This is a genomic window from Flammeovirga agarivorans (genome assembly GCF_012641475.1).
Lineage (GTDB): Bacteria > Bacteroidota > Bacteroidia > Cytophagales > Flammeovirgaceae > Flammeovirga > Flammeovirga agarivorans.
In genome coordinates this window covers 472,941-487,806 of sequence record NZ_JABAIL010000004.1, presented here as the reverse complement: position 1 = coordinate 487,806, position 14,866 = coordinate 472,941, and the positions used below count along the sequence as shown (strand labels likewise).

The following is a 14,866-nucleotide window of genomic DNA, read 5'->3' as shown; positions in this document are numbered from 1 at the left end:
AACAAACCTTTTTGAATAAATTTTGACTTTCTATTTATGGTGTAATTAAACTACTCTTTAATAACTTTTTTTCTTATTGTACCTTTATTTGTAATAATAGTTACCATATATAACCCACTCGTTAAACTTTTAATGTAAAGTTCTCTAACTGTTGTAGAAATAGAATTGTAGGGTGTTTCTTGTCTTACACCACTAGTATTATGTAGAATTACATCAACAATCCTAACATCATCTCGAGATTGTACTTTTAGATAATTTGATGTTGGATTTGGGTATATTAAAATTCGGTTATCTAAGTAGGGGACTGTACTCGTTACTTCACCATCAACTGATATATAATATGAGGTAAGAAGAGTATTGATATATCTTGAATTGGTTATTGTATAATTATAATCACCAGTATTGTTTACTCTAAGACTATCACCAATTTCACCATTAATAGCATCGCCATTTCTATACCATTGGTAAAAATCATTTTCAGTGATTATGTCATTTGGTATATATATATAATTGAACCCATTTTCAAGAGTAACTGAAGTGTTTTCATCTCCAATATACTTTTGATTGGAATAAACAAAATTACCTCTACCATTACTTATATTGATAGAAACTTTATCTAATTCAGAAAAGGGAAGGTGATTACTTGAGAAATTTGCATATTCTAAGTTTTGTAAATCACCCATATTATCCGGTAATGTGTATATATTATTATTTGCAATATTTAGTGACTTTAGTTCATCAAGCTTAGTAAGTTCGTCGGGGAAATTATCTAAATTTTTACTCCACACATCTAAAGATACAACTTGACTTGTTTCTCCATTAACAATAACTCCTTCCCATGTACCAACAGGATCTGTAATATTCCAATTGATGGTATTTTGACTATTTTGATCAATTAAAGTTATAAGTGCAAGCGAGTCATTTGGATTTACTTCATCAGGTGAAACAAATATATTTGAAGTGATGAGGGTTAAATCTGGTAATTCATTGTTATTAATGAGGACATGAAAAGTACCAAATTGATTATTTACTAAATACTCTTTGTCCGTTGCTCCTATAATTAAATCGTTTTCAAAATACCATTGGTATAAGTTATTAGTTATTGTTGGATCGATAGAGTCATCTACAGAAATTGAAATGATACCAGCCGTTGCAATATACTGCTCCTCGCCTGCAGCTCCTTGTGGTGCATACTCAAATGATGGAGGATTTATTCCATTTTTAATTAACAATAAATCATCAAAAGTTAGAAAGTTATTTGAGGCATTGATGTGGCCTGCCATGGTTAGATTATCTATTTGATCACTTATTGTTGTGATATTATTGTTATTAAATATAAAATCAGTTAAAGCAGTTAATTCATAGATCTCAACGGGTAATTCGGATATATTATTATTTGAAAAATCAAGGTACTTAAGAGTAGTACTTAATTGATTAATACTTATTGGTATTGATGTGATATTATTGTTATTTACCTCTAAACTTTCCATCAATGATAAGTCTCCAATATTTGCTGGGAGAGTTTCTAGATTTTTACTGTTTAGTTGTAGAGACTGTAATCTCCCACCTCTAAAAGTAACTCCTGTCCATGTAGATAGAGGTTGGTCTAAATCCCATCCCAAAGTGTTATCGGAATTTAATTCAGCAATGCTTCTAACAATAATAGAGTCTTGGTCAAAAAGATTCTGATCAAAGATAAAAATATTGTTTTGATATAATGTGAGTTCACTAAAGTCATTATTTCTTATTTCGCAGTGATATATACCTACGTCTTTTACTTTTATAGTTCTTAAAGTGTCTTCAAAAAGAAGAACTCCATCTTTATACCAATCATATATATTATTTCCTGAATTATTTGTTATTGCTGGATCAACACTTAGCTGGATTGAATCATTAGTAAAACCAATTGATAATTCTTCTCCTAAATTCGCTTGTGGAGAATAAGTAAACAACATAGAAGGAGTTAACCCTTGTGTTGAATATAAATCATCGAAAACAAAATAATTATTTTCTAATATAAGTGAATCTAAGCCTGTTAGATTTTGGATGTCACTAGGTATTGTATGTAAACCTTGATTATTAATATCTACTGCAGTAACTTGGTCACCAAGATAACCTGAGTGGGTTATTCCATTCCAATCTTTTACTCTTAGTGTTGAACTCCAGTTTAAATTATTGGTTGGGTTATTATTTGATAAACTTTCTAGTGCTAATGAATCTGTCCAAAAGGGTCCGGCATTTATTGTTGAATATTTTCCAGAAGTAACATTGTTGAGTTGGCTGAAATCATTATTACTAATAACAACATAAAATTCAGCATTTTCATTAATAATTATTGATCTACTGTTTGAATTAATTATTAATTGTCCATTTTTAAACCATTGATAACTATTATTGACAGCAGAATCAGGTGCAAATAGTTCTGTGGTATTATTATAAAAGAATGTAGTGTCACTTGAGATAGTATTTTGTGTTGAATATGTAATTACATTATTGGAGAAAAAATAATTAGGGAGTGTTTCTAGACCACTATAGCCTAAGTTGTTATTGTCAATTAAAAAGCTTTGTATATTTTCAAAGTTTGAAAAACTTGATGGTATTGATTTAATGTCATTTGCTGTTAAAGAAATTCTTGTCAAATTAGGGCATTCAACTAATGTACGCGGTATAGTAGTAATTCTATTGTTGTATAGTGTTAATCGTTCTAAATGATGAAGCATGTTAATTTTTGATGGAATGTTTTCTATTTTTGTATTGTTGAATTTAATGTATATTAAACTGTCTATATTACAAATTGATTCACTGAAAATAGGAGTATTTTTATTCACTACACTGATTTCTATTATTCTGTTATTTTTTATAGTTATTCCCTCCCAATTTTTCAGTTCATTAGAGGTGTCCCAGTTTAAAGTGTTATTCGGATTTTCAATATAAAACTCTAATAAAGCAATAGAATCGTTTGCTATATTTTGTGAATAACAAAATGTGTTTATTGTTGCTAAAAAAAGGATTATGTATGTGAATTTTATATTCATGATATCAATTATTAAAAAAATAAATATACCAAATTTTAATGATAATAGGTAATGGAATGTTAGCAAGAGCTTTCATTGAATACAATGAAATAGAAGATATAGTAATCTTTGCTTCTGGTGTATCAAATTCACGAGAAACTAGAGATGAGGAATTTTTACGTGAAAAAAGATTGCTCGAGGATGTAATATCAAAATACCATAATTCCGTAATAGTATATTTTAGTACTTGTAGTATTTACAATAAAGCATTATCAAATAGTAAATATGTACAACATAAAATTTTATTAGAAAATTTAATTACAAGCAGATGTAGTAGTTATAGAATATTTAGACTTCCCAATGTCGTAGGAAAAACAACAAATAAACAAACAATAGTGAATTATTTTGTTGAAAAAATTGAATTAAATAACGAAATATTTGTGTATTCAAACTCCGTGAGATATTTAATTGATGTAGAAGATGTTTTAAGAATTTGTAAACCTCTAATTTTGGCTAGTGAAAGCATAATTAAAAATATACTGTTGAATAATAAAATTAATGTAGTCGAGATCGTTGAATTACTGAGCGGGATATTAGATATAAAGCCTAAGGTGAAAATTATACAAAAATATGACGATTTAACTATCGAAAAAGAAGAGTTATTGAATTGCGATATAAATTACAATTATAATTTATTAAATAAATATTACAATAAGAAAAGTAATGAACTTAAAAACAAAACTTAAATCTTTATATCTAGGTACTAAATTTCCTGATTTTGTTATTATAGGTGCACAAAAGTCAGGGACTACCTCATTGTATTATTATTTAAATTCAATACAAAACTTAAGAGGTTCCTTAAGAAAGGAAAGTCAGTTTCTTATAACAAATGAACCCATTGTAAACTATGTGAATGAATTTAAATTTTCTTTCAATAGAGAAATAAAATATTTTGAAGCATCACCTGAATATTTAGTAAATCAAAACTTTCCTAAAAGAGCCTTTGAAGTAAATGAAAAAATGAAGCTTATTTTATTACTAAGAGATCCTGTTGATAGAGCATATTCTGCTTGGAATATGTTTAAAAATATTTTTGATAATAATGAGCAAAATTTAAAATTTCCCTTCTTTTACAATAGGTTAACTGAAGAATATAAAGAAAAGTGGTTGAGATTTAGCTCAATTTCAGATTTTCATAAGACAATTAAAACTGAAATTCAACAACTTAACTCCATTGATCTTGAAAATTATATTTATGATATGCCTGGTGTAGTATATCATGGAATTTATCATATACATTTAAAAAGAATATTAAACTACTTTGACCTGTCTCAGGTTCATGTTATAAATTATTCAGATTTTATCAATAATACTAAAGAAGAAATGGAAAAACTTCTTGATTTCATTCAAATTCCTTTTTCTCAATTAGATGAGAACGTGATTAATAATAATTATTTAAAAGGAAATTATACAGCTGAAATTGATGGAAAATCTAAGTTATTATTAGATGATTATTTTGAAAATCATAATATTAAACTTAATGAATTATTAAATAAGAAGGTTTTTTAATGAATATCTTATTATCAATAACAAATTTACATTTGGGTGGTGCACAAATGTATGCTTTAAGACTTGCGGAATCTTTATCAAAGGAATTGGGTACAAAAGTATATGTTTATGATCATAATCCTGAAGCTGTAAATAAGGGTCTTCTTGATACTTATAAGGATAGAGTATCTATTAATACTTTTTCATATAATCCAGTTGTTTTATTTTTTATATGGAAAATTAATGCAATTATTCTGAAATTCGGTTTTAAATTTAGATTCAGGGATTTTATAAATGAGTTTTATTTTAAAAGATTTATAAAGATTAATAATATTAATATTATTAATAGTCACATGTATGCATCTGATAAAATTGTGTCATTTTGTAAGCTTAAAACTGATTTGAATTTTAAGTTTATTATTACCATGCATGGTGAATATGAGTTAAATAAAAATGAGAAAAAAGAAAAGATAAATTTAGAAAAAGAATATAGAACTATCATTAATTCTTCAGATGGGATTATATATACCGCAGACAAAAATTATAATGCTATTAAAAATTATCTCTTAAACGATCAATTAATCGAAAAACATTATATAGCAATTCCAGACTTGTTAGACTATAAATTAACTAAAAGGGATGTTCTTTTTCAAGAATTAGGAATAAGTCAAGATACTTTCATCCTTGGGATGGTTTCAAGAGGAATTCCAGAAAAAGGATGGGAATTATTGTTACAGTCATACGAGTTATTGAAAAAAGAAATTGATCGCGAAATTTGTTTGATATTAATCGGTGATGGAGAATACTTATCGAAATTAGTTAAAGAATATTCTCATTTAGAAGGAATTCATTTATTACAATTTGAATCAAATCCTTTGGATTATCTTTATTATGTTCAAATTTTCGATTTAGCTTTTCTTTTAAGTTATTTTCAAGGAGAAAGTGTACCTAATGTAATCATTGAATATTTATATTTTAATAAACCTATTATTGCTTCAGATATTGGTGAAATTCCAAAAATGATATGTGATGAAGCGAATAATCAAGCTGGGGATATAATTAAAAATTCTACTGATGGAAAAGTTAATATCAAAGAGGTAGCCAATGTAGTAAATAAATATATGAATGATCTTAACTATTATAATTATAAAAAGAGAATTACAGGTGAGGCATTTAAAAAATTTAAAATAAAAGAATGTACTGATAAGTATATTTCATTTTATAAAAAAGCTTAATAATAATGTATAAAAATATTTCATTAATTATTTGTTGTTTTAATAGTGAAAAAACTATTGAAGTTTGTTTAGAAGCAATAAAGAGACAAAAAAATCTTCAAAACATTAAGTTCGAAGTCCTCTTAATAGATAATAATAGTACTGACAGAACAGTTGAAAAAGCACAGAAGCTTTGGGGAGATTTTAGTATGCCATTAAAAATAGTTAAAGAGAATAAACAAGGACTTTTATATGCTAAACTCAAAGGATGCAAAAAAGCTTCATATGATTTATTAGGTTATATTGATGACGATAATATTTTACATGATGATTGGGTTCAAAAATCTATTAGTTTTATGAATTTAAACCATGATTGTGGTGTGTCTGGAGGTGAAAACTTTCCATTCTACAAGATAACACCTCCAAATTGGTTTAGTAAATATGAAAAACATTATGCTGTAGGTAAACAAGGTTCTCAACTAAGTGAAGATGTAACTGAAACAAGAGGTTTTGTATGGGGGGCCGGTATGGTTATTAAGAAAGATATCATAAATAAAGGATTAGAAAGAGGGTTTTCTTTTGTAAATGTAGGTAGAACATCAACTTCATTAAGTTCAGGTGAGGATGTTGAATTTTGTTGGCTAGTTAGAAAACTTGGAAAAAAAGTTTTTTATAATGGTGATCAAAAGTTAAAACATATGATATCACCAAATAGGATGACTTGGGATTATCTATCTAATCTTCAACTTAAATTTGGGAGAGCGTCAGTTTGGTTTGATGTTTATGAGTACTCATATTCAAAATATAGAATATTTGGTAGTAATATATTAATTATAATTAAATTATTATTCGGTAGTTTTCTTAAATATTTAGGGAATTTAACTAAATACATGATGTCACCTAAAAATAAAGTAGATAATATATATTTTCTAAAAACACAATTTTTTAAAGGTCGGATTTTAGAGTTGTCAATAAAAAATTATTTAATAAATTCTGAAAAAATTGATAAGATAAATAAATCATTATCATAATGTGTTTAATAAGTTTAATTTTATTCATGTAGATAAAACAAATGTAAGTTCTATTAGGAATGCAATATCAAAATATTGTTATAGCCCTTATGAGAGAAATATTCAGTCTTTTTAGAAAAAGTTGACATAAAATGTCACTCTGAAAAATTTCATGAAAATATGAGATTATCAGAATTATCAAACTCTTTGAATGAAAAAGAGTTTGATAATTTCTTTAAATTTGCCTTTGATAGGAATCCATGAGATTGGATGAAGTTGAATTCTCATTATTATCAATTTGAATAATTCTAAATAAAATAGGGGAATAGTGGGTTGATTTAATTGGAAAGTTCGAGAATTTAGATAAAGACTTTGAGGAAGTGTGTGAATATTTGTCAATATTCTGTTCGTTACTAAAAATTAATAAGACTAATAATAAAAATTATTATAATATTAAAACAAAAGATTTAATATATAAACATTATGAAGCTGATATTTTAAACTTTGGTTATGAATATTAAAAACTTTTTAAGAAAAATCACTATATTTTTTAGGTCTGTTATTCGGTTTGTTTTTTATAATCTAAAAATAAAAAATGAAATTATTTTAGTTTATACAATGGGTAAAGTGGGTTCTTCATCAGTCTTTGACTCAATAGAGAAAAATAACCCATATTCATATGTTTTTCATGTTCATTTTTTATCTAATAACTATTTATATAAGATTTTACCCAAACTAGATAAAGTCTTTTTGATTAATATAATAAAAGGTGAAAAGGTATTAAAAGTAATTAATAATTTTACAGGGTGTAGGTTAAAGATTGTCACTTTAACAAGAGAACCTGTAAGTAGAGCTATATCTGATATGTTCCAAAATTGGAATTATAAATATGATGATATTGAAAATATTTCAATAGACATTATATATAACGATATATTAAATTCAAACTTTGAATATACATCAAATTGGTTTGAATATGAATTTAAAAAATATTTAAACTATGATATCTATAAATACAAATTTGACAAAATGAAAGGATATCAAATTTACAAAAGTGAGAAGTTTGATATTCTATGTATAAAATTAGAATTGTTAGATTTAGTTTATAAAAATGCCTTCAAAGATTTTTTTGGGGAGGATATAATTTTGATGAACACTAATAATTCAAAATCAAAAAAAGGGAATGAAAGTTTTACTTTAATTTATGATAAATTAAAAATCGATACTCATAAATTGAATAAAATATATAATACCAAGTATATGAAGTACTTTTATACTTCAAAGGAAATTAATTCTTTTAAAGAGAAATGGTCATAAATTATATGTAAATGGATACTAAGAAAATTTCTATAATTACACCAAGTTTTAATCAAGGAGAGTTTATTGAAGAAACAATTTTGTCAATAATTAATCAAGGTTATAGTAATTTAGAATTTATAGTAATAGACGGAGGAAGTACTGATAATTCTGTTGATATTATAAAAAAATATGAAAACCATATAGACTATTGGATCAGTGAAAAAGATAATGGGCAGTCAGATGCTATAAATAAAGGTTTTCAAAAAGCAACTGGTGAAATAATTACTTGGATTAATAGTGATGATTTATTAGTTGAAGGAACACTTAATAAGATAAATGATTTTTTTCTTAATAATAAAGATAATGTAGGTGTTATCTATGGGGTAGTAGAAGAAATTGATGATAAGGGAAAGCATATTAAATATCAAGAAGGTTATTCAAATCCATCTATAGAAAGATTTTTATCAGGAATGGCATTTTCACAACCATCAGCTTTTTTTAAGCGAAAATACTTATTAAATGTAGGATATTTGAATACGAATTATTCATATGGAATGGATTATGACCTTTTTTCTAGATTGTCATTAAAATGTTCCTTTATAAAAGTAGAAGATGTTTTTGCAAAATACAGATTTCATAAATCAAGTAAATCAATTAGCCAAGGTGATTTATTTATTGAAGATTGGAGGGAAATATTTATTCAAAGATGTATTGATATAGGAAGTCAATACATCTTAGATGTTTTACTGAATTTAAATCTTTGTGAATCTAATATAAACTTCTCAAAGTTCAGAGTGAACAAAAACTTATTGAATATTGATGAAAAGAAAACACTCTTTTATTTTTTGTCTTATTATTTAAAATCCAAATACAATGAAGGTGATTTTACTGAAAGTAAACGAATTGCTACTTATATAATTAAAAATTTTAATCATAAATGGATTGAATCTGAAAAAGGGTTAAAGACTATTTTTCAAAGATTAAAATACCCTTCTATTTTTATTAAAATTTTAAGAACTTTAATTAGAAAATCTAAATGAAATTAGCATTTTTTACTTCCCATATAGATAAGTCATTACAATGGTTATGGTATGCTGAATCTTTGAAAAATAATTCAATAGAACAATATCACATTGTAATAGGACTTAATAAAAAAGAACCTTTTTTTGTTAAAGACTTGAAAGGAATTGGTGTAAATGTGCTTTATTTACATCATAAGGGATCCTACGATTTCTTTAAAAATATTATAAAATCATATAACTTTTTACAAAGTTATAAAGTTGATCTAATACACACTAGTCTGCCTTATGGAAATATTATAGGTCAAATAGTTGCTAAATTATTAAATGTTAAAACTGTAACTACTTGCGAAAATGTTAGTTGGGCGAAAGACTTTAAAAGTAAAAAACAGGAAATTATTGATTTATTCACATTTAAGCTCTCAAAAAATATTATAGCAACTACTGATACTGCTGCTGAATACCTTAAGAATAATTGGCCTATAAAACCTGAAAAAATTCAAAAAATATATCATGGTTTAAAACAGGAAGAATATCAAAATATTTCTGATGATAGAGTTTTTAATCTGAAAAGAAAATATGCAATTAATGACAATGATTTTATAATTGGAATGATTGCAAGAATGGAATTTTGGAAAGGCCATAAATATGCAATAAAAGCTATATTTAGACTCAAGGATAAATATCCAAATATAAAATTGTTAATATTTGGCGCTGGTGGCGAATTTCTACCAAAATTTAATGAATTAATATTAAAGTATGACTTGAAAAATCATGTATTTTACCATGGCTTTTCAGATGATCCAATAGGTCTTTTTAAACTTTTTAATGTGCATTTACATGTTCCTATATCAAAATATGTTGAGACAGGAGGAATTAATATAATTGAAGGAATGATTTCAGCTTGCCCACAAATTTTAACCCTTTCAGGCTATGCTGCACAATCAGCTGAACATTTGAAAAACGCTTATGTAGTAGATTATAAATCAAGTGATTCTATTGAAAAAGCATTAGTATATTCAATAGAAAATTATCAAAAAATGAAAGATTTTTCAATTCAAGCCCGTAAAGACGCATTAAATATTTATAGCAATAAAGTGAAAGTTCAAAAACATTTAGATTTATATAAAATAATAATAAATGAATAATTCCCCTTTTTTTTCAATCATAATTCCTTGCTATAATAGAGCAAATTTTATAAAAAAAACTCTAGAATCGGTATTAATACAGGATTTTAATAATTTTGAAATAATCATTGTAGATGATGGTAGTTTTGATAATACGAAAGAGATTATAGATTCATTTGGTGATAGCAAATTACGATATTACTGGAAGGAAAATGAAGAAAGGGGAGAAGCTAGAAATTTTGGAATAAGAAAAGCAAAAGGGAAATATATTGTTTTTTTAGATTCTGATGATATAATGCTAAGTAATCATTTAAAAATACTTTACAATAATATTATCAATAATCAAAAATACATTTTTTTTGCAACAAAATATAATATTGTGAACGAAAAAAATATCATTATCGACTCTCCTTTAAAAAAATATGAGTCAGGTGGTTATGATTATAGAGTAGTTCTCAAGGGAAATCCTTTTGCATGTAATTTTTGCGTTAAGAATAGCAAAGAGAAATTTCAACTATTTGAGTCAGATAGAAGGTACTCAATAATGGAAGATTGGATGTTTTTAGTCGAAAACTTGATCAATAATGAAATATTTATTATTGATCAAGTGACTATTCATATGATAAACCATGATAATAGGTCAATGACTGAAAATAATCAAAAAGTAATAATAGCTAGAGAAAATGCTTTATCTAAGCTTTTGAAAAATGATAATTTATCAATTAATAATAAGAAAATATTAATTGGTTATAGTGCGTATTTTTGTGCAATTCATTCATATTTGGATAATAATAGAACTCAGTCAATTAGATATATTTTAAAACAATTAAAATCTAATGGATTAAATATCAATTCTCTAATTTTATTAATTAAATCTCTAATTGGATATGAAGTTATTAAAAAATTAAAGTGATATACAAAATTTGATGTAAATTAATTTACTTGCTCCTTTTTTATATAAAAAGTTAGCTTTCATTTTGCTTTGTAATAATTTATGAATATTCTAGTAACGACATATTGGAGTTATAATGATGCTTTAATACAAACTTACACTCTTCCATATTTAAAAATAATCAACAGAAATTTACCAGAAAGGTCTAAGATTTATCTGTTAACCTTGGAACAAGAACATCAAAAAATTGACCTAAAAGAAAGAAGTAAAATTGATTCTTATTTAAGTCAGTTTAATATTGAGTTATTACCTTTTACTTACTCAAGGTTTGGAATGCATTCGATGATCAAAATGGGTATTACTTTATTAAAACTCATAGTTTTCTGTTTTAAAAAAAATATTAAAATCATTCATTCATGGTGTACACCAGGAGGTGCAATTGGTTATATTTTATCGAAATTGACAAGGAAAATATTAATATTAGATAGTTATGAACCACATGCAGAACCTATGATAGAAGCAGGAGAATGGAAAAAAAATAGCACAGCTTTTAAGATTTTATGGACTCTTGAAAAACTTCAATCTAAACGTTCTAATATAGCTATTGCTTGTGTTAGCGAGATGAGAAAGTATGCACAAGAAAAATTTAATGCAGATTTTGAATATTTTTATGTAAAGCCTGCCTGTATTGATTTTAATCAGTTCTCTTATGCAAACAGAAAAAGAAAAGAGTTATTAAATAAATATAATCTTGAAGATAAAATTATTGGGGTTTATGCAGGTAAGTTTGGCGGTTCTTACTTGAGTCAAGAAGTCTTTGACTTCTTTTCGGTAGCTGAAGAATATTGGGGAGATCGATTCCGATTGGTGATGTTGAATAATCATTCTGAAGAAGAAATTTTAAGATGGTGTGAAAAGGCAGGCCTAAGTAGAGGTAAAGTACTTAAGTTTTTTGTACCTCATTCAGAGGTAGCTGATTATATAGGTCTGGCTGACTTTGCACTCACACCCTTTATTCCAGTTCCTTCTAAGAGGTATGGGACACCAATTAAAACAGGAGAATACCTAGCTTTGGGTTTACCTGTAGTGATTACGGAAAATATTTCAGATGACTCCGAAGTGATAGAAAAAAATGGAATAGGTTCAATTATGAGAAAATTTGATAAACATTCTTATTTGCAGAATTTATTAGAAATTGAAAATATAATTAACTCAATGAGCAGGGAAGATCTGTATCTAAAAATTAGGGCAATAGCAGAAGAATATAGATCTTTTTCAAAAGCTGATATAGCTTATAATGAAATTTATGGAAAATTACTTTCAAAGTGAAAAAACTACTAATATTAGCTCCTTATCCTTCATCAATCGCTCCATCTCAGCGATTTCGATTTGAACAGTATTTAGATTTGATTAGAAAGAATGATATAAAATATGAATATCATTCTTTTTTAACCTTAGATGCATGGAAAATTCTTCACCAATCAGGATATTTTTTTCAGAAGGTATTGGCTATATTAAATGCTTTTATGAAACGATTTCGTTTAATGTTTCAATTAGGTAACTTTGATATGATATTTATCCATCGAGAAGCATCTCATATTGGACCTCCTATTTTTGAGTTTATCATAACAAAAGTATTAAGAAAGAAAGTTATTTATGATTTTGATGATGCTATTTGGTTACCCAACTATTCTGAACATAACGCAAAATTTAATAAACTGAAGATGTATGGTAAGGTGAATTGGATTATCAAATGGGCTTCTGTTGTTAGTGTAGGAAACCAATATCTTAAAGGATATGCAAAAAAGTATAACCAGAATGTAGTCATTAATCCTACTACAATTGATACCGAGAATTACCATAATCCTTCACTCTTTAATAAGAAGGAGAATACAAAACCAATTATTGGTTGGACAGGGACATTAACCACTGCACAATATATTGAATTTCTAATCCCTGTATTTCAAAAATTGGAGAAAATCTATGATTTTGAGTTTAGAATGATTTCGAATGAAGATCCTAAATTTCCTATTCAATCACTTGTTTATAAACCTTGGTCAAAAGAGACAGAAATTCAAGATTTAATACAATTTGATATAGGTATTATGCCCCTGAAAGATGATATCTGGGCAAAGGGGAAGTGTGGTTTTAAAGCTCTTCAGTATATGGCATTAGGAATTCCTGCTATAGTATCACCAGTGGGAGTGAATATAGAAATTGTAGATGACGGTATTAATGGTTTTATCTGTTCTTCACAAGAGGAATGGTATCATGCATTGTCAACATTTTTAGAAAATGCGTTTGAAAAAAGTATGTCTATTGAAGCTAGAAAAAAAATTGAAGAAAATTATTCTGTTCAATCGAATCAAGATAATTTTCTATCTTTTTTTGAATAATTTTTTTCTTTTTGTTTTAACAATATACTGATAATGTATAACAAGAAATAATGTATAAAAAGGCATCATTGGAGTTTTAAAACGCTGTAATACTCCATAATTAAATGAAATATATCCTGCAATAAACCCAAAAAATAGAGCATAACTCAATACAAAGCCAAGGTGTGGGTCTGTGAAAGTTTGTTTTACTGTTTTTATTAAACCAACTTTTAAGAGAACATATATTGTTAAAATTAAAAACAAAATACTTTCTCCTGCTCCCATTAATTGTACAGCCTTTTTTGCTTCCCAAGGGAATGGTCTAAAAAGTGTGAAACTAATGGCCTCTGGCATAGACTTTAACATACCTAAAAGGCTTAAATCTCCAGCTGTACTTAAATGATAGGCAGAAGTATCACCTCCTCCATGACCTCTACCTTTACGCCATGCCCCTCCATGATCACTTTGAAAACCATTGATGGTTTTTTGAGCTTCAACAAATTCATCATTATTCTCAATATATTCTTGAATTTTAGGAATCATAAGAAGCAGAACTAATGGTATTGTTGAGATTAGTATAAATGAAAAAATATATTTTACAAGTAAAGGTATCTTGTTAAAATAAAATAAAAATAACCATAAAGCTAAACAAGGTAAAAGAACATAGATTGTAGCTCCTTTTACCACTTTTATTAATGTAAAGAGTAGAATCAGAAAAATAAGTGATAAAAATAAATCTTTTCTTTTAAAGGCAACATTACAGAAATAAAAAACAAAAAAACCAATGGCTCCTGTTGTGACCGTTTCTTTCATAATTCCACTACTCCAGAATAAACAAGAGGGAATGAAAAGTATTGAAAAGCATATTAACTTATAATTTTCTTTATAAATGCTACAAAAAAGTTGTGCTAATTTCCAAGAGCCAAGGAATGACCATAACCCAAATAAAAGAGAAGTAGGATAAAACGTTTTTAATGAAAAAAATTGTACAATGCTTGAAATTTGTACCATGAGCCAAGTACTATTATTTTTTTTCATATACAACATACCTAGGTAACGAGCATTTTCTCCTTTGATATTGGAACCATTGTACATAAGTGTTTCATATCCAATATTTGGAGAATCAAAAAATGCATCTACTATAATACCACCTTGTTTAAAATACTCAATCGTATCACCACCACCATAATAAAACTGATATATTATACAAAAAGCTATTGAACCAATCATTTTAGCATGTAACCCCCACCAAAAATATTTACGAGTGTATTTATTTGTCCACTTTTTTGCAAAGTATGGTGCTATTAAAAAATAAATCACACATAAATAAATAGGTGTGATTAATAAGTTATATAATGGATCCATTTA

General features: G+C 26.6%; 12 protein-coding genes. 10 read left to right on the top strand and 2 right to left on the bottom strand.

Going from position 1 to position 14,866, the window contains the following annotated elements; genetic code table 11:
• Positions 1–50 precede the first annotated feature (50 nt).
• Entirely contained in the window at positions 51–3,035 is a 2,985-nt protein-coding gene (locus HGP29_RS14920; RefSeq protein ID WP_262889532.1) for a T9SS type A sorting domain-containing protein, read from the bottom strand.
• A 56-nt stretch (positions 3,036–3,091) separates the two neighbouring features.
• Between HGP29_RS14920 and HGP29_RS14915 the strand changes: the two genes are divergently transcribed.
• The 10 genes from HGP29_RS14915 to HGP29_RS29080 all read left to right on the top strand — a co-directional run bounded on the left by HGP29_RS14915 (position 3,092) and on the right by HGP29_RS29080 (position 13,519).
• Entirely contained in the window at positions 3,092–3,760 is a 669-nt protein-coding gene (locus HGP29_RS14915; RefSeq protein ID WP_211093299.1) for an NAD-dependent epimerase/dehydratase family protein, read from the top strand.
• On the top strand, positions 3,738–4,583 hold the full coding sequence (locus tag HGP29_RS14910) for a sulfotransferase domain-containing protein (protein ID WP_168883216.1): 846 nt from the start codon (positions 3,738–3,740) through the stop codon (positions 4,581–4,583). The genes HGP29_RS14915 and HGP29_RS14910 overlap by 23 nt, the downstream gene beginning before the upstream one ends.
• On the top strand, positions 4,583–5,797 hold the full coding sequence (locus HGP29_RS14905; protein ID WP_168883215.1) for a glycosyltransferase family 4 protein: 1,215 nt from the start codon (positions 4,583–4,585) through the stop codon (positions 5,795–5,797). Before HGP29_RS14910 ends, HGP29_RS14905 begins: the two co-directional genes overlap by 1 nt.
• Before the next feature lie 5 nt (positions 5,798–5,802).
• Complete coding sequence (locus HGP29_RS14900) at positions 5,803–6,807, top strand: glycosyltransferase (RefSeq protein ID WP_168883214.1); 1,005 nt, start codon at positions 5,803–5,805, stop codon at positions 6,805–6,807.
• Between the two features lie 489 nt (positions 6,808–7,296).
• Positions 7,297–8,103: a putative capsular polysaccharide synthesis family protein gene (locus HGP29_RS14895; protein ID WP_168883213.1), complete on the top strand. Its 807-nt coding sequence runs from the start codon at positions 7,297–7,299 to the stop codon at positions 8,101–8,103.
• A gap of 11 nt (positions 8,104–8,114) precedes the next feature.
• Positions 8,115–9,125 (top strand): glycosyltransferase family 2 protein, encoded by a 1,011-nt coding sequence (locus tag HGP29_RS14890; protein ID WP_168883212.1) that lies wholly within the window; start codon positions 8,115–8,117, stop codon positions 9,123–9,125.
• Positions 9,122–10,252, top strand: coding sequence for a glycosyltransferase family 4 protein (locus HGP29_RS14885; RefSeq protein WP_168883211.1), 1,131 nt, complete (start codon positions 9,122–9,124; stop codon positions 10,250–10,252). Before HGP29_RS14890 ends, HGP29_RS14885 begins: the two co-directional genes overlap by 4 nt.
• A complete protein-coding gene (locus HGP29_RS14880; protein WP_168883210.1) occupies positions 10,245–11,144 on the top strand; it encodes a glycosyltransferase family 2 protein in 900 nt (299 codons plus the stop codon). The genes HGP29_RS14885 and HGP29_RS14880 overlap by 8 nt, the downstream gene beginning before the upstream one ends.
• Before the next feature lie 81 nt (positions 11,145–11,225).
• On the top strand, positions 11,226–12,452 hold the full coding sequence (locus tag HGP29_RS14875; RefSeq protein ID WP_168883209.1) for a glycosyltransferase: 1,227 nt from the start codon (positions 11,226–11,228) through the stop codon (positions 12,450–12,452).
• A complete protein-coding gene (locus HGP29_RS29080; protein WP_168883208.1) occupies positions 12,449–13,519 on the top strand; it encodes a glycosyltransferase family 4 protein in 1,071 nt (356 codons plus the stop codon). The genes HGP29_RS14875 and HGP29_RS29080 overlap by 4 nt, the downstream gene beginning before the upstream one ends.
• Here HGP29_RS29080 and HGP29_RS14865 read toward each other — a convergent pair.
• A complete protein-coding gene (locus HGP29_RS14865) occupies positions 13,502–14,863 on the bottom strand; it encodes a hypothetical protein (protein ID WP_168883207.1) in 1,362 nt (453 codons plus the stop codon). The two genes, HGP29_RS29080 and HGP29_RS14865, sit on opposite strands and share 18 nt — an antisense overlap.
• Positions 14,864–14,866: the final 3 nt, after the last annotated feature.

Bases quoted from the DNA above. Each gene is read 5' to 3' on its own strand.
- HGP29_RS14920 (WP_262889532.1), bottom strand. From the start codon at position 3,035: ATGAATATAAAATTCACATACATAATCCTTTTTTTAGCAACAATAAAC.
- HGP29_RS14915 (WP_211093299.1), top strand. From the start codon at position 3,092: ATGTTAGCAAGAGCTTTCATTGAATACAATGAAATAGAAGATATAGTA.
- HGP29_RS14910 (WP_168883216.1), top strand. From the start codon at position 3,738: ATGAACTTAAAAACAAAACTTAAATCTTTATATCTAGGTACTAAATTT.
- HGP29_RS14905 (WP_168883215.1), top strand. From the start codon at position 4,583: ATGAATATCTTATTATCAATAACAAATTTACATTTGGGTGGTGCACAA.
- HGP29_RS14900 (WP_168883214.1), top strand. From the start codon at position 5,803: ATGTATAAAAATATTTCATTAATTATTTGTTGTTTTAATAGTGAAAAA.
- HGP29_RS14895 (WP_168883213.1), top strand. From the start codon at position 7,297: ATGAATATTAAAAACTTTTTAAGAAAAATCACTATATTTTTTAGGTCT.
- HGP29_RS14890 (WP_168883212.1), top strand. From the start codon at position 8,115: ATGGATACTAAGAAAATTTCTATAATTACACCAAGTTTTAATCAAGGA.
- HGP29_RS14885 (WP_168883211.1), top strand. From the start codon at position 9,122: ATGAAATTAGCATTTTTTACTTCCCATATAGATAAGTCATTACAATGG.
- HGP29_RS14880 (WP_168883210.1), top strand. From the start codon at position 10,245: ATGAATAATTCCCCTTTTTTTTCAATCATAATTCCTTGCTATAATAGA.
- HGP29_RS14875 (WP_168883209.1), top strand. From the start codon at position 11,226: ATGAATATTCTAGTAACGACATATTGGAGTTATAATGATGCTTTAATA.
- HGP29_RS14865 (WP_168883207.1), bottom strand. From the start codon at position 14,863: ATGGATCCATTATATAACTTATTAATCACACCTATTTATTTATGTGTG.